Below are 21705 nucleotides of genomic sequence, written 5' to 3'. Positions count from 1 at the left end.
CTCAGACCGCCAGGCGCTCGAGGACGTGGTCGATGCAGCCGAGCAGCGAGCGGACGTCGTCCGGCTCGATCGCGACGAACGTCGCCACGCGCAGCTGGTTGCGGCCGAGCTTGCGGTACGGCTCCGTGTCGACGATCCCGTTCGCGCGGAGGATCTTCGCGACGAGAGCGGCATCGACGGAGGCGTCGAAGTCGACGGTCGCGACGACCTGGGAGCGGTGCTCGGGCACCTCGACGAACGGGGTGGCGAGGCTCGAGGCCTCGGCCCAGTCGTAGATCGCGGAGGAGGACTCGGCCGTGCGCGCCGACGCCCAGGCCAGGCCGCCCGAGGCGTTCATCCACTCGAGCTGCGACTCCATCAGCAGGAGGGTCGAGAGCGCCGGAGTGTTCAGCGTCTGGTTCAGGCGCGAGTTGTCGACGGCGTTCTTGAGGCTGAGGAACTCGGGGATGTAGCGGCCGCTCGCCGCGATGCGCTCGATCCGCTCGATCGCGGCGGGGGAGAAGAGGCCGAACCAGAGTCCGCCGTCGGAGGCGAAGTTCTTCTGCGGGGCGAAGTAGTAGACGTCGGCCTCGGCGATGTCGACGTCGATGCCGCCCGCCGCGCTGGTGGCGTCGATGACGGTGAGCGCGCCCTCGTCGCCGCGGACCCGGCGGACCGGGGCCATCACTCCGGTGCTCGTCTCGTTGTGGGGCCACGCGTACACGTCGATCCCCTCGACGATCTCGACCTCGCTCCGGGACCCCGCGGGGGCGGAGACGACGTGGGCCGGCTCGAGGAACGGCGCGGAGGCGGCGGCCGCGAACTTCTGGCCGAACTCGCCGAACGTGAGGTTCTCGGCGCGGCGCTCGATGAGGGAGAAGGCCGCGGCGTCCCAGAAGGCGGTCGAGCCGCCGTTGCCCAACAGGACCTCGTAGCCGTCGGGGATGCGGAACAGCGTGGCGAGGTGCTCGCGCACGCGCCCGACGAGGTCCTTGACGGGCGCCTGGCGGTGCGAGGTCCCGAGGAGGTGCGCGCCCTGCGTCGCGAGGTGGGCGAGCTGGTCGTGCCGCACCTTGGACGGGCCGCAGCCGAACCGTCCGTCGTGGGGGAGAAGCTCGCGAGGAATGGTGAGGTCCGGCATGCGTTAATACTAGGGTTCCCGGCCCGCACCCCTCCTCCGAGCGACGGAGGCCTGCGTCGCGCCGCAGCGCCGATGCTGCGTCGTGGCGACCACTAGGGTGGAGCGCGCCGAGACGGGAAGGCTGAGATGACGGATCTGATCGACACCACCGAGATGTACCTGCGCACCATCCTCGAGCTCGAGGAGGAGAACATCATCCCGCTGCGCGCGCGCATCTCGGAGCGGCTCAGCCACTCCGGGCCGACCGTGTCGCAGACCGTCGGTCGCATGGAGCGCGACGGCCTCGTCGTCGTCTCGGGCGACCGCCACCTCGAGCTCACCTCGGACGGCCGCCGCAAGGCGATCCACGTCATGCGCAAGCACCGCCTCGCCGAGCGGCTCCTCCACGACGTCATCAAGCTCGACTGGGAGTTCGTGCACGAGGAGGCCTGCCGCTGGGAGCACGTGATGAGCGAGCAGGTCGAGCGCCGTCTCCTCGAGATGCTCGACCACCCGACGGAGTCGCCCTACGGCAACCCGATCCCGGGCCTGGACGAGCTCGGCGACACCCCCGCCTCCCGCTTCGCCGACGGCGTCATCAGCCTGCCGCGCTTCGTCGCCGGGTCGAGCGAGCCCCGCCGCGGCGTCGTCCGGCGCCTCGGCGAGCCGGCGCAGGTCGATCCGGAGCTCCTCCTCCAGCTCAAGCAGGCCGGGGTCGTCCCCGGTGCCGAGGGCGAGTTCTCGGCCCTCAACGGCTACGTGCTCGCGCGCATCGACGGAGCCGAGGCGGGCATCGAGCTGCCGAACGAGGTCGCGGCGCACATCTTCCTCGTCGTCTGACCCGCGTCTCCCTGGGAGCGGCCCGTACGGGCCCTTACCGCATCCGGTGACCGGAGGCGAACGGGAGAGCGGTCTCTTTCCGCCGAGAAGGTGACAAATCGGTAACGGTCGCTTACGCTCTGTGGAGCCCTGCGGCCGAGCCTCGGTCCCAGGGCGCGGGATCCGACGCCCCCACACCCGTCTCGGATCCTGTGCACACCGATGCTTCGTGCATGAGACGGGACAGCTGCCTGGGCTGAGGGGACGTCGGAGGATCTCCCCCTTGCCCCAGAACCCCCTCACCCCGAACGAGGACGCCGGCTCACCCGACCGGTTCCGCTCCAACCACCCCGACCGCTCCGGCGACGCGAACTTCGAGAACCGGCCCCCGGTCATCCGCGCCCGGATCCACGGGGACGCACCCGTCTCCCGTCGCGCCGTTCCCGCAGCTCCTGCCCGCCGCGCGGACATCACCGACTTCGTGCCGTCGCCGGCCGGGACCCCGCGCAAGCGCCGGGGCCGTGTCGTCGGCAAGGTCGCGATGGTCGGCTTCGCCGGCGCGCTGGTCGCGACCATGGCGCTCCCCGCCTACGCCTTCACTCCGGGCAGCCAGGACGACGGCCTGTTCGCGGCGTCGCGGGCCGACCTCCTCCGTCAGGGCTCCGCGCAGACCGTCGCCGTCGACGGCGGAGTGGTGCAGGCCGCGATCGCCCGCGACGGCTTCTCGGCCGAGGCGGCGCCCCCGCCGCCCGCACCGGAGCCCGAGCCCGTCGTGGTCGCCGAGCCCGTCGTCGACACGAGCGACGTCGCCGAGGCGCGCGCCGAGACCGCCGAGGAGTTCAACTCCTACTCCGGCGCCTCGGCCAGCGAGATCGCGGCCGCCGCCCCGACCACCAGCTACAGCCTCTCGGCCGTGTTCGACACGGCGATGCAGTACCAGGGCGTGCCCTACGTCTTCGGCGGAGCCGACCCGAGCGGCTTCGACTGCTCCGGCTTCGTGATGTACGTCTTCGCGCAGTACGGCATCTCGATGCCGCACTCGGCCGCGGGCCAGGGCGCCATGGGCACCCCCGTCTCGCTCGCCGACGCGCAGCCCGGCGACCTCGTCATCATGGACGGCCACGACGGCTTCTACGCGGGCAACGGCAACATCCTGCACGCGCCGTACGAGGGCGCGAGCGTCCGCGTGCAGCCGCTGTGGACCTCCGACTACCGGATCGTGCGCATCAACGGCTGATCCGGTCGATCCGCTCGAGAGCCCGTCCCCTCCTGGAGGGGGCGGGCTCTCGTCGTCCCGCCGTGTGAACGCCGCGTGACGAATCCGGACCGACCCCTGGTGTTCCGGGCGTGAAGGGTTAACCTGAACCCCAGTCCGCTCGCGTGGCGAGCGGATCGATTCGTCGAGGGACGGAGTGCCGGGATGGCCGAGCGGAGCGGGCGCCACAGCGTGGGGCTGCGCTCGCGCGTGCGGCCGGCCGATTCGATACGCGCGCGGGTCCTCACCGCGGCGGTGCACTCCTCCGACACGCGGATACGACTCCACGTCATCGCGCGGCACTCCGCCGCGGCCTCGCAGGGCGCCGTCATCACGACGGCGCCCTTGCTCGTGGTCGCGGTGCCTTCGCGCGACGGCGTGCGACAGCACGGAGGTCACTGATGCGCACTCTGGTTCTCAACGCCGGCTACGAGCCGCTCGCGGTGGTGTCGTTCAAGCGGGCCCTGGTCCTGCTGATGACGGAGAAGGCGACCGTGATCGCCGCGGACGAGGGCAATCCGGTGCACAGCGCGCACGGCGACCACGTGCGGCCCTCGGTGATCGTGCTGACCCGGTACGTGCGCATCCCGAGCGGCCGGAGCGTGCCGGTGTCGCGCCGGGGCGTGCTCCGCCGGGACAACCACCGCTGCGGCTACTGCGGTCAGCACGCGGCGACGATCGACCACATCCAGCCCAAGTCGCGCGGGGGCCGGGACACGTGGGAGAACCTCGTCGCCTGCTGCCAGCGCTGCAACAACGTCAAGAGCGACCGCACCCCGCACGAGATGGGATGGCGTCTGCGCACCGTCCCCCGGATGCCGCGCGCCGGCTCCTGGCTCGTGCGCGGCGCGGAGCGGACGCAGCCCGACTGGGACGACTACCTGGCTCCCGCCGCCTGACGGGCCGCGGTCGCGCCGCTGGCGGCGTTGTCGTCGGGCGCGATAGCCGGTATCGCTCCCTCCTCCGCCTTGCCAGCGCCTGACGGGCCGCGGTCGCGCCGCTGGCGGCGTTGTCGTCGGGCGCGATACCGCCGGTATCGCTTCCTCCTCCGCCTTGCCAGCGATACGACCGCGACCCGTCAGGAGAGGGGCGTGGGGTGCGGCCCAGCGTTACTCGTTGTCGTTGCCGGTGTTGGCGCTGGCGTTGCCGGAGCGCTCGCCGGCCCAGGTCCAGTTCGCGACCTCGGGGATGTCCTCGCCGTGCTCGCGGGTGTAAGCGCGGGCGCGGATGCGGGCGTCCTGCATCTCCTGGCGGAGACCGGCGGCGCGGGCGCCGAGGCCGGGGGTCCGGTCGATGACGTCGATCACCAGCGAGTAGCGGTCGAGGTCGTTGAGCATCACCATGTCGAACGGAGTGGTGGTGGTGCCGTTCTCCTTGTACCCGCGCACGTGCAGGTTGCCGTGGCCGGTCCGCTTGTAGGTCAGGCGGTGGATGAGCCACGGATAGCCGTGGTAGGCGAACACGATCGGGCGGTCGGGAGTGAAGATGGCGTCGAACTCGCGGTCGGAGAGGCCGTGCGGGTGCTCCGACTCCGACATCAGGCGCATCAGATCGACCACATTGACCGTGCGGATCGCGAGGTCCGGCAGCGTCTCGCGGAGGATGCTCACCGCCGCGAGGGTCTCGAGGGTCGGCACGTCGCCCGCGCAGGCGAGCACGACGTCCGGGGACTCGCCCTGCCGCTCGCTGCTCGCCCACTCCAGGATGCCGAGTCCGCGCGTGCAGTGGGCGACCGCCTCCGCCATCGTGAGCCACTGGGGCGAGGGCTGCTTGCCGGCGACGACCACGTTGACGTAGTCCACGCTCCGGAGGCAGTGGTCGTAGGTCGAGAGGAGCGTGTTCGCGTCGAAGGGCAGGTAGACGCGCACGACCTCGGGCTTCTTGTTGACGACGTGGTCGATGAAGCCCGGGTCCTGGTGGCTGAAGCCGTTGTGGTCCTGGCGCCAGACGTGGCTCGAGAGCAGGTAGTTGAGGCTCGCGATCGGGCGGCGCCACTCGATGTCGCGGGTGCCGTCCAGCCACTTCGCGTGCTGGTTGAACATCGAGTCGATGATGTGGATGAACGCCTCATAGCAGGTGAAGAGCCCGTGGCGGCCGGTGAGCAGGTAGCCCTCCAGCCAGCCCTGGCACTGGTGCTCCGAGAGCACCTCCATGACCCGCCCGGCGCGAGCCAGGTGGTCGTCGAGGGGGCTGAGCTCGGCGTCCCACTGCTTGTCGGTGGCGGCGTAGACGGACTGCAGCCGGTTGCTCGCGACCTCGTCCGGCCCGAAGAGGCGGAAGTTGGTCGGGTTGGCGCGGATGACGTCGGCGAGCCATTCGCCGAGCACCTTCGTCGCCTCCGCGACGGTGCCACCCGGCTGCTCCACGACGACCTCGTAGCGGCGGAAGTCGGGCAGGTCGAGGGTCTGCCGCAGCAGCCCGCCGTTCGCGTGCGGGGTCGCGCTCATCCGCAACTCGCCCTCGGGGGCCAGCGAGCGGACGCGGTCGACCACGCCGCCCTCCTCGGTGAAGAGCTCCTCGGGCCGGTAGGAGCGGAGCCAGTCCTCGAGGAGCCGGGTGTGCGCCTCCGTGTCGCGCGCGTTGGGCAGCGGGACCTGGTGCGAGCGGTAGGTGCCCTCCACCTGGACGCCGTCGATCTCGGTCGGACAGGTCCAGCCCTTCGGGGTCTTCAGCACGATCATCGGCCAGGCCGGGCGTGAGAGGTCGCCGGCGGCGGCGCGCTCCTTGATCGCCGCGATGCGGTCGAGCACCGTGTCCAGGACGTCGGCGAACCGCTCGTGCACGCGCATCGGGTCCTCGCCGTCGAAGCCGCCCTCGACGAGGAACGGCTCGTGGCCGTACCCGCGGAGGAGGCTGTCGAGCTCCTCCTGCGGGATGCGGGCGAGGACGGTCGGGTTCGCGATCTTCCAGCCGTTGAGGTGCAGGATCGGCAGGACGACGCCGTCGGTGAGCGGGTTCACGAACTTGTTGGAGTGCCAGCTGGTGGCGAGCGGGCCGGTCTCGGCCTCGCCGTCGCCGACGACCGCCGCGACCAGGAGGTCCGGGTTGTCGAAGGCCGCTCCGTACGCGTGGCTCAGCGCGTACCCGAGCTCTCCGCCCTCGTGGATGCTGCCCGGAGTCTCCGGGGCGGCGTGGCTGGGGATGCCCCCGGGGAAGCTGAACTGGCGGAAGAGGCGGCGCAGCCCCTCCTCCGACTCGTCGATGTGGGAGTAGATCTCGCTGTAGGTGCCGTCGAGGTAGGCGTTGGCGACCATGCCCGGTCCGCCGTGGCCGGGACCGGTGATGTAGAGGGTCGGCTGGCGGCGCTCGCGGATCGCGCGGTTCAGGTGCGCGTAGATCAGGTTGAGGCCGGGGGTGGTGCCCCAGTGGCCGAGCAGGCGGGGCTTGATGTCCTCGCGGCTCAGCGGGGTCTTCAGGAGCGGGTTCGCGAGCAGGTAGATCTGCCCGACCGCGAGGTAGTTCGCGGCGCGCCACCAGGCGTCGACCGTGTCGAGAGTGTCCTGGGTCAGCTCGGCGTCGGCGGGTCGCGCGATCCAGCTGTGCTCGGGGACGGGCAGGAGAGACGGAGCGGGGGAGTCGGCCATGTGCCCACGCTGGCATCCGGACGCCCGGGGCGGAAGGGCCTTGCAGGCCCGGCTCAGGAGGGGGTCAGCCGCGCGGCGTCGCCCGGCGGAGGACCAGCGAGCCCACCGCCGTCAGGAGCGCGGCGGGGACGAGGAGCAGAGCGGCGGCTCCGGCGGTGCCCGCGCTCTCGAGGACGTCCACCACGACCGGCCGGCCCCCGGCGAGAGCGACGACGACGACCACCGCGAGTGCCACCGCTCCGAGGGCGAGGAGGAAGGCCGTCACTCCGCGCTCCCGCCAGCGGAGGAAGACCGCGCCCGCTGCTCCGCCGAGGGCGAAGGCGGCGAGGAGCGAGCAGAGCAGGACGACGAAGCGCTCGAGCCACGGGCCGTCGAGGGGAGAGGCGAGGAAGAGCGCGCCGCCCAGCCACCAGCCCCCGGTCGCCTCCTCGATCGCCCCGAGGGCCACGACGATCGCCGCCCAGAGCACCGACAGGGCCGCGAAGGCGAGAGCGCTGCCGAGGACGTGGTCGCGTCGGGTCGCTCCGTAGCTCAGCGCCAGCCCGAAGGTGGCGGTCGTGGCCTGGATGGAGCCGATGAAGAGAAAGACGACGATCAGCATCCCCGGCCCCACGAGGAGGATGCCCGAGTCGCCGCCGCCCCGCTCGGCCCCGATCCCGCGGAGGACGAGCCACCAGATCACGAGGTTGCCGGCGAGGACGGCGAGCAGGACGAGCAGCGGCCAGCCGAGGACCGTCCCGGGGTGGGCGAGGTGGAGCCTCAGGACGGAGAGGATCCTCCGCGGGGAGGCGGAGTGGCGGGCGGGGGCGGTCATGGTCGGTCCTCTCGGATCGGTGGCGGTGGTGTCAGCTGCTGCGCGGGGTGGCGCGGCGGAGGATCGCCCAGCCCGCGACTCCGGCGATCGCGGTCGGGATGAGCGAGAGGGCGTAGCCGCCCGCGTATCCGACGCTGCCGAAGAAGGAGCCGACGGCGGGCCAGTTCTCGGTGAGCGTGAGGAGGGTGATCACGGCCAGCAGGAGGGCGCCGAGGATCCCGAAGAAGAGCAGCATCCCGCGCTGGCGCCAGCGCACGTAGACCGCCGCCGTCGCCGCTCCGATGAAGAAGAAGAAGAGCAGGGCGCAGAGCACCGCGACGGCCTGCTCGCCCACGGAGTCCCCGCCGAAGTAGATCGAGCGGAAGAAGCTGCCGCCGAAGCCCCAGCCGTCGGTCGCCCGCTCCACGATCCCGAGGACCACGAAGACGCCGGTGTAGAAGACCGAGAGGGCGACGAAGGTGAGGGCCGTGCCGAGGGAGAAGTCGCGGCGGGTGGCGCCGTAGCCGAGGGCGAGGCCGAAGGTGACGTTCACCGACTGGACGGCCACGACCATCATGTAGACGAAGAGGAAGAAGGATGCGCCGGAGTAGGTCATCCCCTCCTGCGCCTCGAGGCGCTCGCCGGAGTCGAGCCCGCGGAGGATCAGCCACCAGACGACCAGGTTGCCCGACAGGATGACGGCCGTGATGATCAGCGGCGTGTAGAGGATGGTGGCGGGGTTAGCGAAGTGCAGGCGGACGATGCTGCCGAGGCGGCCGGCGGCGGTGTCGTGGCGCGCGGGGGCGCCGGTGAGGGCGGTCATTCCGAGGCCTTCCCGGTGGTGAGCTGGACGACGAGCTGCTGGAGGGGGACGGACTCGAGCTCGAGCCCGTGGCGGGCAGCGGAGGCGCGGCCCGCGTCGTCGAGCCGGGGGAGCGTGGCCGAGGCGCGGCTGCCGAGAGCGGAGCGGGCGATGACCTTGCGGCCGGCGGTGAACGACTCGACGGCCTGCCGGGGTCCGATGACCGTTGCCGCAGCACCCCGCAGCTCCTCCGCGTCACTGTCGACGACGAGGCGGCCCTGATCGATGACGAGGACGTGCTCGAGCAGACTGCTGACCTCGTCGATGAGGTGGGTGGAGAGGACGACCGTGCGCGGGTGCTCGGCGAAGTCCTGGAGGAGGCGGTCGTAGAACAGCTGCCGGGCGACGGCGTCCAGCCCCAGGTACGGCTCGTCGAAGAACGTGAGCGGGGCGCGGGAGGCCAGGCCGACGATCACTCCGATCGCCGAGAGCTGTCCGCGGGAGAGCTTCTTGATCTTGCGGTCGACCGGGAGGCGGAAGTCCTCGACGAGCTCGCGGGCGAACGCCTCGTCCCAGCCGTCGAAGAACCAGGGAGCGCTGCGCAGGACGTGCTTCACCTTGAAGTCGTCGGGGTACTTCTGGCTCTCCTTGATGAAGCAGGTGCGGGAGAGGACGGCGGCGTTCTCCACAGGTGACTGCCCGAAGACGCGGATCTCGCCCGAGCTGGCGAACTCCTGGCCGGTGAGCAGCGACATCAGCGTCGTCTTGCCCGCGCCGTTGCGGCCGAGGAGGCCGTGGATGCGGTTCTCCTCCAGCGCGAAGCCGATGCCGTCGATGGCGCGCATGCGTCCGTAGTTCTTGGTGAGGTCGTGGACCTCGATGACCGCGCTCATCGCGATCCCCCTTCTGTGATCATGTCGGCGAGCTGCTCGGTGCTGAGGCCGAGCTTGGCGGCCTCGGCGAGCAGCGGAGCGACGAACTGGTCGCGGAACTGCGTGCGGCGCTTCTCGACCAGCCGGTCGCGCGCCCCCTCGGCGACGAACATGCCGATCCCCCTCTTCTTGTAGAGCACCCCGTCGTCGACGAGCAGGTTCACGCCCTTGCCGGCGGTGGCCGGGTTGATGCGGTGGAACGCGGCGAACTCGTTGGTCGACGGGACCTGCGACTCCTCCGGCAGCGCACCGTCGATGATGTCGTTCTCGATCTGCTCGGCGATCTGCAGGAAGAGCGGGCGGGAGTCGTCCACGCGGGCTCCTTCGGTGCTGGGTTGAGTGGTTAGTTGGGGTTGTAACTAACCATGGAGCCTCGGCGAGGCTGTGTCAAGAGGCGGGTGCCGCTCGGTCGGCGCGGGGAGGGCCGAGGCGCGCTTCGCGGGCGCTGTGATGGGGGCCGGTCGGCGCTTCGCGGGCGCCGGGGCCCGGCGGGTACACTGGCTCGGCCAGCCTCTGTAGCTCAATGGAAGAGCGACTCCGTCCTAAGGAGCAGGTTGGGGGTTCGAGTCCCTCCAGGGGCACCACGATCCGCGATCGGGATCAGTCCATCGGAAGACCGCGCCGTCGCTCCGTCTGACGCCACGGTCTGCCGCCCGCTCAGCACTCTGAGCTGTGCTGGTCGAGGCGCCGACGGTTCGAGTCCTCGATGGTCCTGCCCGGGTGGGGACTCCTCGGCGGCAGGGAGGCACGACCGAGGAGCTCCTTCGCGGGTTCGCGGCCGTCCTCGTCCTGAGTCTCTCCGTTCAGCGGAACGCGTTCGCGAAAAGCCGACTCGCGGGATTCAGCGCGCTGCTCGCGATAGCCGGTCGCATGGCGGCCGTCCGCAGGCGGTCGCTGTCGGAATTCGAGACCCCCTTCCTCGGCTGGATGTGGCGGGCCGTCCTCCGCCCGCGGTGCGTGCGCGAGCTCCTCGAGCAGGCGAGGGCGGAGAGGACATCTTGGAGCGACGCCCACCGCCCGACCGCTCACGGCCTTCTGAGGGCGTCTCGCGGGCCTTCGCTCAGGCGGCGCCGCCATGATCGAGGCTGGTACTCGACGGAAGGTTCTCTGTGAGCATGTTCAAGCGCGTTCTCGGCATGGCGTCGAAGGCGCTCGATTCGAAGAGCGGCTCGGGGTCGTCCTCGAGCGGGACGACCGATTGGCGCGACATGGTGCGCTCCGCCGCCGACAAGGTGACGGGCGACTCGCGGAGCGGGCAGGCCCAGCCGCCTCAGCAGTACGGGTCGCCGCAGCGACCCTCCGCGCGACCGCAGGACGCCCGGCCCGGGCAGCAGCCGGTGGTCACGCAGGAGGACCGCGCAGCGATCGCGCGCTACGACTACCTCCTCCGCACCGCCGACCCGGAGCAGCTCGAGCAGGTGCACCGCGACGCGTTCGCGAAGCTGTCGCCGGCGCAGCGCGCCCAGGTCGAGGCGCGGCTCCGCGACGAGCTGCCCGCGAACGAGCAGCCGCGGTCCTCCGCCCCCGAGGACCTGGCGCGCGCGGCGACGCGCGGCGAGGCGAACGATCCGGGGTTCCTCAAGAAGATGTTCTCGAAGCCGGGGACTCGCGGTGCCCTCGCGGGTGCCGGCGTCGGAGCGGCGGCGGGCATCGGGCTCGGCGCGGCGGGCGGACTGCTCGCGGCGGTCGCGGGCGGTGCCGTGATCAGCAGCGTCGCCGGTCCGTTGCTCGCGCAGGCGTCCGGCCTCGGCGTGGACTTCGAGAACCTCGCCGGCGGGTTCGGCGATCTGGGCGACTTCGGTGACATCACGGGCGGCGCGGGAGAGTTCGTCTCCGGTGCGGGTGAGCACGTGTCCGGGCTGGGGGAGCAGGTGTCGGAGTTCGGCTCCGACTTCCAGCTGCCGGGGCTCGGCGACCTCGGGAACCTCTTCGACCGCTAGACGGACGGGACCGGAGCGCGCCTGCGGAGGAGCGGCGACGCGATCGCGAGTGCCGCGCCGACGACGAGCAGCACGGCCCCCACGATCGCGACGGCGGTCGTCGACCAGTCGGGGAGGTCGACCACCGTCGTGCCGTCGAGCAGCGTCCATTCGCAGGCCGCGCCCAGCGGCCACCACGACCAGAAGCCGCGGACCAGGTCGCCTGCCTCGGGCGGGACGCCGCCCAGGCTGACGCTGCAGACGTCGTCGAAGCCCTGACGGTCGATGTTCGCGTACTGCAGCGGTACGAGCGCGAGGGCCGCGAGTCCGGCGACGGCGAGGGCGAGGCCGGCGAGCAGGGCGAGACGCGCGGCGGTCAGGCGCTTCCTCGCCGGCGTCGAGGCGGGGGCGGGCGGCGTCTCGGTCATCGTCCGATGGTGGCACGCGTTCGTGGGGAGCAGGCGTGTGCCCGGGATCGGCGCCGAACAGCGCGGAGGCACGGGGCGGATGCGTCGGAGCCGCTCCTCGACCGCAGGCGCCACGGACGTCGGCCGACACAGCGGCGACGGGGAGCCCTCGGCGTCGTACCCTCGACTGCATGGGGTTCGTCTTCTCGCTGGTGATCATCGTCCTGACCGTGCTCGCGCTGGTCGACGTCGTACGGCAGCCGGACAACATCATCAAGAACCTGCCCAAGATCGTGTGGATCCTGCTGATCTTCTTCCTCCCGCTCATCGGCGTCTCGCTGTGGTTCCTGCTCGGGCACGACTGGAAGCGCGGCGACGGCGGATCCTTCGTGCCGGGCGGCCGAGTGCCCCGCCGCCGGAAGCAGGCGCCGCCGCCGATGGTGGTGCGGCCCGCTCCGAAGAGCACCGAGGAGCAGCTCGCCGACCTCGAGCGCGAGGAGGCGCACTACGCGCGGCTCGCCGAGGAGCAGCGTCGCCGCCGCGAGGGTGAGCGGCCGCTCGACGCGTGAGCGGCCGCTCCGGAGGCCGCTACTTCGAGAAGTTCGACGCCGCCCACTGGATCGAGGCGATCTTCGCCTGACCCGCGACGCTCGGGTGGAAGTAGTCGGTGGTCCCGATCAGGCCCTTGGTGACGGGGGTCGCGGTGAGCGCTCCGCCGTCCCAGTCGCAGAGCTGACCGGCGGCGCTGCACGCCGTCTGCAGCGCGGTGTTGTACTGCGTCGTCCGCGTCTTCGCGGCAGCGGCGGAGGCGGCAGCGGCGGTGCTGCTGAGCCTGCGGCCGGTGGAGCTGACGCCGCGCGTGGTGCGGCAGAGGTCGCCGCCCGCCCAGACGAGCGCGCCGACTCCGGTCTTGACGACCGACCACTCGGAGGCCACGTTCGGCATCGACGAGAGGACGATGCGGGCGGAGGGCCACGTGGTGCGGATCTTCGTGATCGCGGCGGAGGCTCCGGTGCGGAACGTGCTCGCCGGGGTCATCGTGTAGCCGTCGGAGGCGACGCGGTTGTCGGGCGAGCAGAGGTCGTTGCCGCCGATGAGCAGGGTGACGACGTCCGGCCGCACGCCGGCGGCGACCGCGGCGTCGATCCGCGAGGGGACCTGAGCGACGACGTCGCCGGTGGTGGCGAAGTTCGCGGTCGTGACGGTGGTGCCGGGGAGCGCGGTCCGCAGGCGCGAGGCGAAGGAGTTCACCGAGGAGCTGGTGCCGGTGGACCAGTTGTTGCGGGGGCAGTCCGCGAAGGAGCCGCAGGTTCCGTAGGCCTGGGTGATGGAGTCGCCGAGGCTCAGCACCGAGAGGGTGGCGGGAGTGGCGGCGGCGGCCTGCGCCGGGAGCAGCGCGGCGGCGAGGGCGAGCGCGGCTCCGACGGCGAGGGCGCGGACGCGGCGGCTCGGGGTCGGCGGGCGGGAGGAGGAGAGGCTCATGGGGGACCGTTCTCGAGGGGGAGGACGGTGGGGGAGCCGTCGGTGCTGACGCTAGGGGAGCGGCGCCCCGGATGACCCCGAACGGGTGACCCCAGAACGGGCCGGATGTGCGCGACGGCAGCGGATCCGGTCGTCGGCGGGCGGAACCGGCTGGAAGGCGAGCGTCCTCTCAGCCGCCTGCCACCGGCACGATCCGCAGCCGGCTCATCGCCCAGACCAGCGCCCCCGACGCGAGGAACGCGACCGCGATGCCGACGACGAACACCGACACCTGCCCGTACCCGGTCGCGGGATCCAGGAACGGATACGGCACCCAGCCGTCCGTCGCTCCGCGGATCAGCACCACGACGAGCCAGACGATCGGGTAGACCACGACCAGCCAGACCCTCCGCCACGGCAGCGGAGGGCGATCTGCGAGCAGCAGCCAGTCGAGCAGTCCGTAGACGGGGAACAGCACGTGCATGACGGTGTTGGCCCACGGCAGCGCCACTCCGCCCGCCACATCGGTGAGGAGGGTGTTGTACACGAGGCCGACGACGATGATGTACCCGGTGAAGGCGCCCCGCACCAGCACGAGCCCGCCGGGCGCGGGACGGCGGCGGAGCGCGAGCACGGCGGTGGCTCCGAGCACGACGGCCAGCACGATGTTGCTCTGGATGGTGAAGAAGCCGAAGAAGTTGAACGGGTTCAGCGGCGTCCGAGAGGCGGTGTCGACGGCCGTCGCGATCACGGCCACCAGGACGGCGGCGGCCACGAGAAGGCGGAGGAGCGCGACCGGCACGCGGGCCGACTCCGCCCGGGAGGAGGGAGCGGGCGGCGTCATCGCTCGAGCGTAGCGCCGGAGCGCCTACCCTGTCCCCGTGCTCACGATCGGTGTCGACCTCGCTGCGGAGCCGGTGCGCACCGCTCTCGCCGCCCTCGAGTTCTCCGGCGGTCGGGCCGTCGTCCGCTCGCTCGCCCTCGGCGCCGAGGACGCGATGATCGTCGAGGCGTCACGGGACGCGGCGGTCATCGGGATCGATTGCGCGTTCGGCTGGCCAGTGGAGTTCGCGGCGTTCGTCTCCGCGCACACGCGGCGGGAGGTCTCGCCGCGGACGCTCGCGGGACGCGACTGGCGCCGCCGCCTCGCGTACCGCGAGACGGACCGGGTGGCGCGCGAGGTCACCGGCCGCTGGCCGCTCAGCGTCTCGACCGACCGGCTCGGGATGACCGCGATGCGCTGCGCGGAGCTGCTCGACGCCTTCGCCGCGAGCGGGGAGGACGTCGACCGCTCCGGGCGCGGACGGCTCGTCGAGGCGTACCCGGCGGCGGCGCTGCGGCTCTGGGGAGTGGACACCACGGGGTACAAGACGCGACCGGAGGCCGTGGCGCTCGCCGCGGAGTCGCTGCGACGGGCCGCACCCTGGCTCGATGTGCCGGCGCCTGCGCTCGCGCTGATGAGCCGCTCCGACGACGCGTTCGACGCCGTCGTCGCCGCTCTCAACGCCCGCGCCCACGCCCTGGGCGCGACCCTGCCGGTGCCTCCCGAACTGCAGGAGGCGGCGGAGGCCGAGGGGTGGATCGCGGTCCCGACCGGATCGCTCGCGGAGCTCGCGGGCTGATCCGGCCGTCTCGACGGGTGTGCGCTCAGGCCGGGATCTTCGCCCCCAGCAGGCCGGCGGCGACCTCGGCGGCCCGCTCGGCCTCCTCGACGGTCGAGAAGGGTCCGGTGGGGACGAGGGAGGGCGCGGTGGTCAGTCGGGCGTCGATCTCGAGTCGGAACCGGGGCAGCTCCGCCCCGGGAACGACGACGATCCTGACTCCGTTCCGGCTCCATCGCGCGGGTTGGATAGAAGAAATCTGTGTCATGGTGCTCTCCGCTTTCGCGATCATTCGCACGGGTGGCTGACGCCTCGACCGTGCACGCTTCACGCTACGTCCGGTGCCCGTCTCTCCGAACGGGCTTGACCTCTCAGGCTCGTCGGGCGTAGCGCGTCACTGCAGTCGGTCGAGGGTGTCGCTGATCCGCCGCAGGCACTCGATGAGGACCGACATCTGCGCGGCGTCCAGGTCGGCGAGCACCTCGCCCTCGGCGGCGACGAGATTCCGCATCGCCTCGTCGACCCGCTTCGTGCCCCGCGGGGTGAGCGAGACGATCTTGCTGCGTGAGTCGGCGGCGTTCTGCTCGCGGACCACGAGCCCGCGGGCCCCGAGGCGGTCGACGCGGCTGGCGAGGTTGCCGCTGGACAGCGCGAGGTGCGTGGCCAGGGCCGAGGGCGTCATCCCGCCCTCCCCGCGCTGCCGCAGCAGCGAGAGGAGCTCGAACTCCCACGGGGCGAGATCGCTGACGGCGAAGGACTGCCGCCGCACCTCCTGCACGCGCGGGCTGAGCCGGCGGAGGCGGGAGACGACGTCCAGAGGCGCGAAATCGAGGTCGGGCAGGGCCCCGGCCCACGCGTCGATCACCAGATCGACATCGTCGTCTTCGCGCATGCCCCGATTATCCCCGGACGGCGCGGGCGCCGACGACGGGTGGTCCGGGGAGGCCGGCGGGCCTAGCCTGTGCGGACGACGGGCGGACCGGTCAGGCGCGGGCGGCCCGGACGTAGGCGACGATCGCGTTGGCGTGGCCGTGGCCCAGGCCGTGCTCGGTCTTCAGCCAGGTGACGACCTGCATGTGCGGCTCGGAGCGCAGACGCTCGTCGGCGAGGTCCAGCCAGTCCTGGACGGGACGGTCGTAGGTCTTCTCGATGCTCGGGAAGTACGAGGCCGGTCCCTTCGGCTTCGCACCGTCGGCGGGCGGTTCGGGAGCGAGCACGCGGTCGGTCATGCGGTCACGATAGCGAGCCGCGGTCAGGTCGTGTAGGCGGAGGGGTCGAACCGGCCGAGCTCCTCGCGGAAGGCGAAGGCGAAGTCGGGCCAGAGCAGGGTGAGTCGCCGGTTGTCGTCCAGGTACCAGCTCTCGCAGCCGCCGTTGGTCCAGACGGTGTCGGCGCTGAGGGCGTCGAGGCGGGCGACGGAGGCGGCCTCGGCCTCGGCGGTGACCTCGAGCCGGTCGGCGCCGGAGACCGCGAGGTGGTCGAGCGCGGCGAGCACGTAGGCGATCTGCGTCTCGATCATGTGCACCGCGGAGTTGTGGCCGAGGCTCGCGTTGGGGCCGTTGACGACGAAGAGGCTCGGGAAGCCGTGGACCGCGGTCGACTCGTACGCGACCATGCCGTCGGCCCAGCGGTCGGCGAGGAGGACGCCGCCGCGGCCGCGGATGCGCCGGGCGAAGGGCGGCCGCGTGGAGTGGAAGCCGGTCGCGAAGACGAGCACGTCGACCCTGTGCGGGACACCGTCGTCGCCGAGCGCGGCGCCCTCCTCGAGGCGCCGGAGCGGACCGGGGACGACGCGGACGTGCGGCTGCGCGAGAGCGGGGTAGTAGTCGTCCGAGAGGAGCACGCGCTTGCAGCCGATCTCGTAGTCCGGAGTCAGCACGGCGCGGAGCGCGGGATCGATGATCTGCGCCTCGAGGTGGCCGAGTGCCTCCGCCCGCAGCCGGTCGATGGCCTCGGGCACGGCGACGCGGCCGGCGAAGCCGAGCTCGGCGCGCCAGAACAGCTCCTCGCGGAGCCTCGCGAGGGCCCCGGGCGCGCGGGAGAGGGCTCGGCGCTCCTCCGGCGGGTACGGGCGGTTCCGGCGGGGGACGACGTACGGGGCCGAGCGCTGGAAGAGCACCACCTCGGCGGCGCGCTCGGCGAGGTGCGGCACGATCTGCACGGCGGAGGCTCCCGAGCCGACGATGCCGACGCGCTTCCCGTCGAGGTCGACGTCGTCCCGCCAGCGTGCGGAGTGGAAGGCGGGACCCGCGAACGAATCCAGGCCCGGGACGGCCGGGAGGCGGGGCTCGGAGAGGCGCCCCGCGCAGACGAGGAGGACCGCGGCGGAGTAGTCGCCCCGGGAGGTGCGCACCCGCCAGCGGTGCGCCTCCTCGTCGAAGACCGCCTCGAGCACCTCGGTCCCCAGCCGGAGCCGGGGCGCCAGGCCCTCCTTCTCGACGACGCGCTCGAGGTAGGACTGGATCTCGGCCCCGGGGGCGTAGAACGCCGACCAGTCGGCCTCGGGGGCGAAGGAGTAGGAGTAGAGGTGCGAGGGGATGTCGCAGGAGACCCCGGGGTAGAGGTTGTCCCGCCAGGTCCCGCCGATCCGCTCGGCGCGCTCCAGCACGACGAACGAGGTCCCGCCGCGGCGCTCCAGGCGGACCGCGGCTCCGAGCCCGGCGAACCCGGCGCCGATCACGACGACGTCGACGTCCATCAGACGGTCGTCCTCGCCAGGACGCTGCCCGCCGGGTCGCGGTGCGGATCGGCGAGGAAGTGCTCGAGGACGGCGAGGAGCTCGGCGGGCCGCTCGGCGAGCACCGCGTGACCGGAGTCGAGGACGGCGTAGCGGGCGTCGTCGATCGCGCCGAGCAGGGCCTCGGCGCCCTCGACGCCGGCGACGGCGTCGGCGGAGCAGCCGACCACGAGGGCGGGAACCCGGCAGTCCGAGGCGGCCGCAGCGACGTCGGCCCGGGCGGAGGCGGCGAGCATCCGCGCGGCGTCGGCGCCCCACGGGGAGGAGGCGGTGGCCGAGCGGACGGCGAGGAGCCGAGCGGCCTCCTCCTGCGCGTCGGGCGGCAGCATCGGCCAGAGGCGCGCCGTGCGGAGGAGGCGCTCCGTCGGGCGCAGCCATCCGGCCACGAGGGCGAGGGCGCGCACCCGCCGATCGCCCGCGGCGAGGGCCACGGCGGCTCCGAGCGAGTGGCCGATCAGGACGGCCTCCTCGGCGCCGAGCGCGTCCAGGGAGGCGCGGACCGCGGCGGGTCCGTCGAGCCAGGGGTCGCCGAGATCGGCGAGCTCGAGCGCGGCGACGCGGTGGCGCCGCGCCAGCATCGGCAGCAGCAGCCCGGTGTCGCTCCGCGCGCCCCGGCCGACGCCGGTCAGCAGCAGGACCGCGCGCGGGCTCTCGGCGCCCGCGGTCAGCAGCCGCACGGTGGCGCTGCCCGACTCGATCCGCTCCTCCCGGACCAGGTCGGCCTGGCGCCGCAGGTACTCGGAGCGGGTCATGACGCCCGGCGGGTCCCGCGGACCGGGAGGCGCATCCGCTGCGGACCCGCCGCTGCGACGGGCTCCGCCCGCAGCGCCCTCTCCGGCGCGACCACGCCGTACGTCGTGGTGCGCTGGCGCCAGCCGCGGCCGATCTCGCCGCTCAGCCGGGCGACGGTCGCGGTGTCGAGCGAGCGGTAGGCCTCCGCTCCGGCCTCGGGCCGCAGGGCGCCGTCGAGCAGCAGGCCGCCGAGGTCGTCCGCCCCGCCGCGGAGGAGGACCTGCGCCGCGTGCAGTCCGAGCTTGGTCCAGGCGGTCTGCACGTGGGCGATCCGGCCGTGGAGGACGAGCCGTGCGACGGCGTGCACGGCGCGGGTCTCGCGGAGGGTCGGCCCGCCCCGGCTCGCGCGCACCACGGAAGGAGGCGCCTCCGCCGGGACGAAGGGCATCGCGATGAACTCGGTGAAGCCGCCCGTCTCGTCCTGGATCGCCGCGAGCGTGCGCAGGTGCGCGAGCTGCTGCTCGGGGGTCTCGACGTGTCCGTAGACCATGGTCGAGGTGGAGCGGAGGCCGCTGCGGTGCGCGGCCGTGATCGCCTCGCGCCACTCGGCCACGGTCGGGTCCGTCCCCTCGCTCAGGACGGCGCGGACGTCGTCGTCGAGGATGCGGGCGGCGGTCCCCGGGACGGAGTCCACGCCGGCCTCGCGCAGAGCGTCGAGCATCGCGGGCAGGGTTCGGCCCGTGCGCCGGGCGACCTCGAGGATCTCGCCGGGCCGGTAGGCATGCAGGTGCAGCGAGGGCTGCCGCTGCTTCAGCGTGCGGACGATCAGCAGCAGATCGTCGCCCGGGTGCTCCGGTCCGATCGCGCCCTGGAGGCAGAGCTCGGTGGCGCCGAGCGCGACCGCCTCGTCGGCGAGCTCCTCCAGCCGCTCGACGGTCAGCCCGCCGTCTCCCCAGAGGGAGGTGTCGATGTTGCGGTTGACGACGACCGAGACCTCGTCGCCGGCGGCGTCGTGCCGCAGGTCGTCCGCCAGAGCGGAGAGGGCGTCGAGGTCGTCGCCGTCGGCTGCGAGCAGGGCGAGGTAGTCGGCGTCCTCGAGACCGGCGGGGTCCGTCTCCGCCCGGGCGAGCACGGCGCCGAGGGCGGGCGCGACCGGTCGGGGCAGGGCGTCGAGCGAGTCGCGGTAGGGCCGGGGGAGGACCGCTGCCGCCTCGTCGGCGAGCCAGGTCCCGCGGTCGGCGAGCGCCTCGACGTAGGGAGCGACGCGCGGATCGATCCAGGTGGCCGAGTCGCGGAGGTACTGCGGGTGGGCGGTCAGCCGCTCGTGCAGCCGGTAGCCGGCCGCCGCGGTGAGCCGCGCGAGGTCGTCGATGTTCGGCCAGGGGCGCTCCGGATTCACGTGATCCGCCGTGAGCGGGCTGACACCGCCCCAGTCGTCGACCCCGGCGCGCAGCAGCAGCCCGAGCTCCTGCTCGTCGGTGAGGTTCGGCGGCGCCTGGATCGTCGCCTCAGCGCCCAGCACGAGGCGCGCGACCGCGACGTTGGCCACGTACTCCTGCAGCTCGAGGTCGACCTCGTTCTGCATGGCCGTCCGCGGCTTCGCGCGGAAGTTCTGGACGATGCACTCCTGCACGTGGCCCCACCGCTCGTGGGACTCGCGGATCGCGAAGAGGGCGTCCGCCCGCTCCGCCGCGTTCTCGCCGATGCCCAGCAGCACGCCGGTGGTGAAGGGGATGCGGCTGCGGCCCGCGTCCTCGAGCACGCGCAGGCGCAGCGCCGGGTCCTTGTCCGGGGAGCCGTAGTGCACACCGCCCTTCTCGGACCAGAGGCGCTCGGCGGTCGTCTCGAGCATCATGCCCATCGAGGGCGCGACCGGGCGGAGCCGCTGCAGCTCGGCCCACGACATCACGCCGGGGTTCAGGTGCGTGACCATGCCCGTCTCGCTCATCACCAGGACGGCCATCGCGCGCACGTACTCGAGCGTCGAGGCGTAGCCGTGCTCGGCGAGCCAGGCGCGGGCGATCGGCCACCGGTCCTCCGGGCGGTCGCCGAGCGTGAACAGGGCCTCCTTGCAGCCGAGCGCGGCACCGGCGCGGGCGACCTCGAGGATCTCCTCCGGCTCCATGAAGGTCGACTCGCGCTTGGCCGCGAGCCCGCCCGGTGTCTCCACGAAGACGCAGTAGTGGCACCGGTCGCGGCAGAGCTTGGTCAGCGGGACGAAGACCTTCCGCGAGTAGGTGACGACGCCGGGCCGTCCGCGGCGGGCGAGTCCGTCGTCGCGCAGGCGGCCGGCGGCCTCCAGCAGCAGGTCGAGGTCGTCGCCGCGCGCGCCGAGGAGCTCCTCGGCGGTCACGCGCGTCAACGCCTCGCCGCGGTCGAGCCGGGCGAGCAGGGTGGCCGTGGTCATGCGGGAGCGGCCCTTCCGAAGGGGGTCGTGGCGGAGGCGGGAGGTCAGAGCGCGCGCAGCCGCGGCGCGAGGTCGCGCTCGAAGGCGTCGAAGAAGCGCTGCTGGTCGTCGCCCGGGGCGTGGAAGACCAGGTGGGTGAAGCCCGCGTCGACGTAGGGCTTGATCTGCGCGACCGTCTCCTCGGGGTCGGAGCCGACGATCCAGCGCTTCGCGACCTGCTCGATCGGCAGCTCGTCGGCGGCGCGCTCCATGTCGACCGGATCGGTCAGCGAGTGCTTCTGCTCCGGCGACAGCGAGAGCGGCGCCCAGAAGCGCGTGTTCTCGAGCGCGAGCGCCGGATCGGGATCGTAGGAGAGCTTGATCTCGATCATGCGGTCGATGGTCGAGGAGTCGCGATCGGCCGCCGCGGCGCCCTCCTCGACGGCGGGGAGCAGCTTCTCGGTGTAGAGCTCCATGCCTTTGCCCGACGTGCAGATGAAGCCGTCGCCCGCGCGGCCGGCGTACTTCGCGACGACGGGGCCGCCCGCCGCGATGTAGACCGGCACGCCGCTCTCGGGCTTGTCGTAGATCGACGCCTCGTGCGTGGAGTAGTACTCGCCGTCGAAGGTGACGCGGTCGCCCGCCCAGAGCGCGCGCATGAGCCGCACGGCCTCGCGCAGGCGGGCGAAGCGCTCCTTGAAGTCGGGCCAGGTCTGCTCGCCCGCGCCCTGGTAGCCGGTGGCGACCTCGTTCAGCGCCTCGCCGGTGCCGACGCCGAGCATGATCCGCTCGGGGTAGAGCACGCCGAGCGTGCCGAACGCCTGGGCGATGACGGCGGGATTGTAGCGGTAGTGCGGGGTCATCACGGAGGTGCCGAGGGTGATGGTGGAGGTGCGCTCACCGGCCGCGGCGAGCCAGGCGAGGGAGAACGGCGCGTGCCCGCCCGTGTGCCGCCACGGCTGGAAGTGGTCCGAGACGACCGCGGTCTCGAAGCCGTGACGCTCTGCGCCGACCGCGAGCTCGACGAGCTCCCGGGCGCCGAACTGCTCCGCCGATGCCTTGTACCCGAGCGTGATCGTCATCTGCAGCCTTCGTGAGAGGTGGGACGGCTCCCGGAGCGGGAGCGGCCCCTCCATTCTGCGCCCGCCGCGGCGCCCGGCGGGACGGGTGGACGCACC

22 protein-coding genes and 1 tRNA gene are annotated in these 21705 nt (G+C 72.7%); 7 read left to right on the top strand and 16 right to left on the bottom strand.

The features are described from left to right. Position 1: 1 nt before the first annotated feature. Positions 2 to 1120, bottom strand: a complete 1119-nt coding sequence (gene serC / locus C5B93_RS02185) for a phosphoserine transaminase (RefSeq protein WP_104224605.1) — start codon at positions 1118 to 1120, stop codon at positions 2 to 4. Positions 1121 to 1246: 126 nt separating this feature from the next. On the opposite strand from serC, the gene C5B93_RS02180 reads away from it, so the two are divergent. From C5B93_RS02180 to C5B93_RS02165, 3 genes are all read left to right on the top strand, one after another. After that, positions 1247 to 1939, top strand: coding sequence for a metal-dependent transcriptional regulator (locus tag C5B93_RS02180; protein WP_104224606.1), 693 nt, complete (start codon positions 1247 to 1249; stop codon positions 1937 to 1939). 262 nt (positions 1940 to 2201) lie between these two features. Further along, positions 2202 to 3155, top strand: coding sequence for a C40 family peptidase (locus C5B93_RS17075; RefSeq protein WP_258063262.1), 954 nt, complete (start codon positions 2202 to 2204; stop codon positions 3153 to 3155). Between the two features lie 419 nt (positions 3156 to 3574). Further along, positions 3575 to 4072 carry an HNH endonuclease gene (locus C5B93_RS02165; protein WP_104224608.1) on the top strand — a complete coding sequence of 166 codons (498 nt, stop codon included), beginning with the start codon at positions 3575 to 3577 and terminating at the stop codon, positions 4070 to 4072. Between the two features lie 210 nt (positions 4073 to 4282). Here C5B93_RS02165 and C5B93_RS02160 read toward each other — a convergent pair whose 3' ends face one another. The 5 genes from C5B93_RS02160 to C5B93_RS02140 all read right to left on the bottom strand — a co-directional run bounded on the left by C5B93_RS02160 (position 4283) and on the right by C5B93_RS02140 (position 9598). After that, entirely contained in the window at positions 4283 to 6757 is a 2475-nt protein-coding gene (locus tag C5B93_RS02160; RefSeq protein WP_104224609.1) for a phosphoketolase, read from the bottom strand. Positions 6758 to 6821: 64 nt separating this feature from the next. Next, complete coding sequence (locus C5B93_RS02155; RefSeq protein WP_104258199.1) at positions 6822 to 7571, bottom strand: hypothetical protein; 750 nt, start codon at positions 7569 to 7571, stop codon at positions 6822 to 6824. 31 nt (positions 7572 to 7602) lie between these two features. Further along, positions 7603 to 8373, bottom strand: coding sequence for an ABC transporter permease (locus tag C5B93_RS02150; protein ID WP_104258198.1), 771 nt, complete (start codon positions 8371 to 8373; stop codon positions 7603 to 7605). After that, positions 8370 to 9245, bottom strand: a complete 876-nt coding sequence (locus tag C5B93_RS02145) for an ABC transporter ATP-binding protein (protein WP_104291649.1) — start codon at positions 9243 to 9245, stop codon at positions 8370 to 8372. Before C5B93_RS02145 ends, C5B93_RS02150 begins: the two co-directional genes overlap by 4 nt. Continuing rightward, the gene (locus C5B93_RS02140) at positions 9242 to 9598 is read right to left on the bottom strand and encodes a GntR family transcriptional regulator (protein ID WP_104224613.1); all 357 of its coding nucleotides are present in this window, start codon (positions 9596 to 9598) and stop codon (positions 9242 to 9244) included. The genes C5B93_RS02145 and C5B93_RS02140 overlap by 4 nt, the downstream gene beginning before the upstream one ends. Positions 9599 to 9793: 195 nt before the next feature. Between C5B93_RS02140 and C5B93_RS02135 the strand changes: the two genes are divergently transcribed. Both C5B93_RS02135 and C5B93_RS02125 read left to right on the top strand, forming a co-directional pair. Beyond that, positions 9794 to 9868: transfer RNA gene (locus C5B93_RS02135), tRNA-Arg, on the top strand. 531 nt (positions 9869 to 10399) lie between these two features. Next, positions 10400 to 11224: a hypothetical protein gene (locus C5B93_RS02125; protein WP_258068100.1), complete on the top strand. Its 825-nt coding sequence runs from the start codon at positions 10400 to 10402 to the stop codon at positions 11222 to 11224. On the opposite strand, the gene C5B93_RS02120 is transcribed toward C5B93_RS02125, so the two are convergent. Continuing rightward, complete coding sequence (locus C5B93_RS02120; protein WP_104291646.1) at positions 11221 to 11631, bottom strand: hypothetical protein; 411 nt, start codon at positions 11629 to 11631, stop codon at positions 11221 to 11223. The two genes, C5B93_RS02125 and C5B93_RS02120, sit on opposite strands and share 4 nt — an antisense overlap. 170 nt (positions 11632 to 11801) lie before the next feature. Here C5B93_RS02120 and C5B93_RS02115 point away from each other — a divergent pair, with 170 nt between their 5' ends. Continuing rightward, positions 11802 to 12179 (top strand): PLD nuclease N-terminal domain-containing protein, encoded by a 378-nt coding sequence (locus C5B93_RS02115; protein WP_104291645.1) that lies wholly within the window; start codon positions 11802 to 11804, stop codon positions 12177 to 12179. Positions 12180 to 12198: 19 nt separating this feature from the next. Here C5B93_RS02115 and C5B93_RS02110 read toward each other — a convergent pair whose 3' ends face one another. Together C5B93_RS02110 and C5B93_RS02105 are read right to left on the bottom strand one after the other, a co-directional pair. Then, entirely contained in the window at positions 12199 to 13092 is an 894-nt protein-coding gene (locus C5B93_RS02110; RefSeq protein ID WP_104291644.1) for a GDSL-type esterase/lipase family protein, read from the bottom strand. 169 nt (positions 13093 to 13261) lie between these two features. After that, positions 13262 to 13915, bottom strand: coding sequence for a Pr6Pr family membrane protein (locus C5B93_RS02105; RefSeq protein ID WP_104291643.1), 654 nt, complete (start codon positions 13913 to 13915; stop codon positions 13262 to 13264). Positions 13916 to 13952: 37 nt separating this feature from the next. On the opposite strand from C5B93_RS02105, the gene C5B93_RS02100 reads away from it, so the two are divergent. Further along, positions 13953 to 14693 carry a DUF429 domain-containing protein gene (locus tag C5B93_RS02100; RefSeq protein WP_104291642.1) on the top strand — a complete coding sequence of 247 codons (741 nt, stop codon included), beginning with the start codon at positions 13953 to 13955 and terminating at the stop codon, positions 14691 to 14693. Positions 14694 to 14718: 25 nt separating this feature from the next. Here the strand turns inward: C5B93_RS02100 and C5B93_RS02095 are convergent, their stop codons facing one another. From C5B93_RS02095 to fgd, 7 genes are all read right to left on the bottom strand, one after another. Beyond that, positions 14719 to 14940, bottom strand: a complete 222-nt coding sequence (locus C5B93_RS02095; protein ID WP_146076606.1) for a hypothetical protein — start codon at positions 14938 to 14940, stop codon at positions 14719 to 14721. A 126-nt stretch (positions 14941 to 15066) separates the two neighbouring features. After that, positions 15067 to 15564 (bottom strand): MarR family winged helix-turn-helix transcriptional regulator, encoded by a 498-nt coding sequence (locus C5B93_RS02090; protein ID WP_104291641.1) that lies wholly within the window; start codon positions 15562 to 15564, stop codon positions 15067 to 15069. Positions 15565 to 15655: 91 nt separating this feature from the next. Further along, positions 15656 to 15901 carry a DUF4287 domain-containing protein gene (locus tag C5B93_RS02085; RefSeq protein WP_104232872.1) on the bottom strand — a complete coding sequence of 82 codons (246 nt, stop codon included), beginning with the start codon at positions 15899 to 15901 and terminating at the stop codon, positions 15656 to 15658. Positions 15902 to 15924: 23 nt separating this feature from the next. Then, positions 15925 to 17370, bottom strand: coding sequence for an NAD(P)/FAD-dependent oxidoreductase (locus C5B93_RS02080; RefSeq protein WP_104291640.1), 1446 nt, complete (start codon positions 17368 to 17370; stop codon positions 15925 to 15927). Then, the gene (locus tag C5B93_RS02075) at positions 17370 to 18161 is read right to left on the bottom strand and encodes an alpha/beta fold hydrolase (RefSeq protein ID WP_104291639.1); all 792 of its coding nucleotides are present in this window, start codon (positions 18159 to 18161) and stop codon (positions 17370 to 17372) included. The genes C5B93_RS02080 and C5B93_RS02075 overlap by 1 nt, the downstream gene beginning before the upstream one ends. Then, positions 18158 to 20548 carry a 7,8-didemethyl-8-hydroxy-5-deazariboflavin synthase CofG gene (cofG, locus tag C5B93_RS02070; RefSeq protein ID WP_104291638.1) on the bottom strand — a complete coding sequence of 797 codons (2391 nt, stop codon included), beginning with the start codon at positions 20546 to 20548 and terminating at the stop codon, positions 18158 to 18160. The genes C5B93_RS02075 and cofG overlap by 4 nt, the downstream gene beginning before the upstream one ends. A 44-nt stretch (positions 20549 to 20592) precedes the next feature. Then, on the bottom strand, positions 20593 to 21609 hold the full coding sequence (gene fgd, locus C5B93_RS02065; protein ID WP_181067747.1) for a glucose-6-phosphate dehydrogenase (coenzyme-F420): 1017 nt from the start codon (positions 21607 to 21609) through the stop codon (positions 20593 to 20595). Between the last annotated feature and the right edge of the window lie 96 nt (positions 21610 to 21705).

Origin of the sequence: Rathayibacter sp. AY1A2 (assembly GCF_002930935.1) — a bacterium.
Classification (GTDB): domain Bacteria; phylum Actinomycetota; class Actinomycetes; order Actinomycetales; family Microbacteriaceae; genus Rathayibacter.
This window is presented reverse-complemented; position numbering and strand designations above follow the sequence as displayed.

Excerpts from the sequence above, each read along its gene's own strand:
- serC (WP_104224605.1), bottom strand. The coding sequence starts at position 1,120 with ATGCCGGACCTCACCATTCCTCGCGAGCTTCTCCCCCACGACGGACGG.
- C5B93_RS02180 (WP_104224606.1), top strand. The coding sequence starts at position 1,247 with ATGACGGATCTGATCGACACCACCGAGATGTACCTGCGCACCATCCTC.
- C5B93_RS02165 (WP_104224608.1), top strand. The coding sequence starts at position 3,575 with ATGCGCACTCTGGTTCTCAACGCCGGCTACGAGCCGCTCGCGGTGGTG.
- C5B93_RS02160 (WP_104224609.1), bottom strand. The coding sequence starts at position 6,757 with ATGGCCGACTCCCCCGCTCCGTCTCTCCTGCCCGTCCCCGAGCACAGC.
- C5B93_RS02155 (WP_104258199.1), bottom strand. The coding sequence starts at position 7,571 with ATGACCGCCCCCGCCCGCCACTCCGCCTCCCCGCGGAGGATCCTCTCC.
- C5B93_RS02150 (WP_104258198.1), bottom strand. The coding sequence starts at position 8,373 with ATGACCGCCCTCACCGGCGCCCCCGCGCGCCACGACACCGCCGCCGGC.
- C5B93_RS02145 (WP_104291649.1), bottom strand. The coding sequence starts at position 9,245 with ATGAGCGCGGTCATCGAGGTCCACGACCTCACCAAGAACTACGGACGC.
- C5B93_RS02125 (WP_258068100.1), top strand. The coding sequence starts at position 10,400 with ATGTTCAAGCGCGTTCTCGGCATGGCGTCGAAGGCGCTCGATTCGAAG.
- C5B93_RS02120 (WP_104291646.1), bottom strand. The coding sequence starts at position 11,631 with ATGACCGAGACGCCGCCCGCCCCCGCCTCGACGCCGGCGAGGAAGCGC.
- C5B93_RS02115 (WP_104291645.1), top strand. The coding sequence starts at position 11,802 with ATGGGGTTCGTCTTCTCGCTGGTGATCATCGTCCTGACCGTGCTCGCG.
- C5B93_RS02110 (WP_104291644.1), bottom strand. The coding sequence starts at position 13,092 with ATGAGCCTCTCCTCCTCCCGCCCGCCGACCCCGAGCCGCCGCGTCCGC.
- C5B93_RS02105 (WP_104291643.1), bottom strand. The coding sequence starts at position 13,915 with ATGACGCCGCCCGCTCCCTCCTCCCGGGCGGAGTCGGCCCGCGTGCCG.
- C5B93_RS02095 (WP_146076606.1), bottom strand. The coding sequence starts at position 14,940 with ATGACACAGATTTCTTCTATCCAACCCGCGCGATGGAGCCGGAACGGA.
- C5B93_RS02090 (WP_104291641.1), bottom strand. The coding sequence starts at position 15,564 with ATGCGCGAAGACGACGATGTCGATCTGGTGATCGACGCGTGGGCCGGG.
- C5B93_RS02085 (WP_104232872.1), bottom strand. The coding sequence starts at position 15,901 with ATGACCGACCGCGTGCTCGCTCCCGAACCGCCCGCCGACGGTGCGAAG.
- C5B93_RS02080 (WP_104291640.1), bottom strand. The coding sequence starts at position 17,370 with ATGGACGTCGACGTCGTCGTGATCGGCGCCGGGTTCGCCGGGCTCGGA.
- C5B93_RS02075 (WP_104291639.1), bottom strand. The coding sequence starts at position 18,161 with ATGACCCGCTCCGAGTACCTGCGGCGCCAGGCCGACCTGGTCCGGGAG.
- cofG (WP_104291638.1), bottom strand. The coding sequence starts at position 20,548 with ATGACCACGGCCACCCTGCTCGCCCGGCTCGACCGCGGCGAGGCGTTG.
- fgd (WP_181067747.1), bottom strand. The coding sequence starts at position 21,609 with ATGACGATCACGCTCGGGTACAAGGCATCGGCGGAGCAGTTCGGCGCC.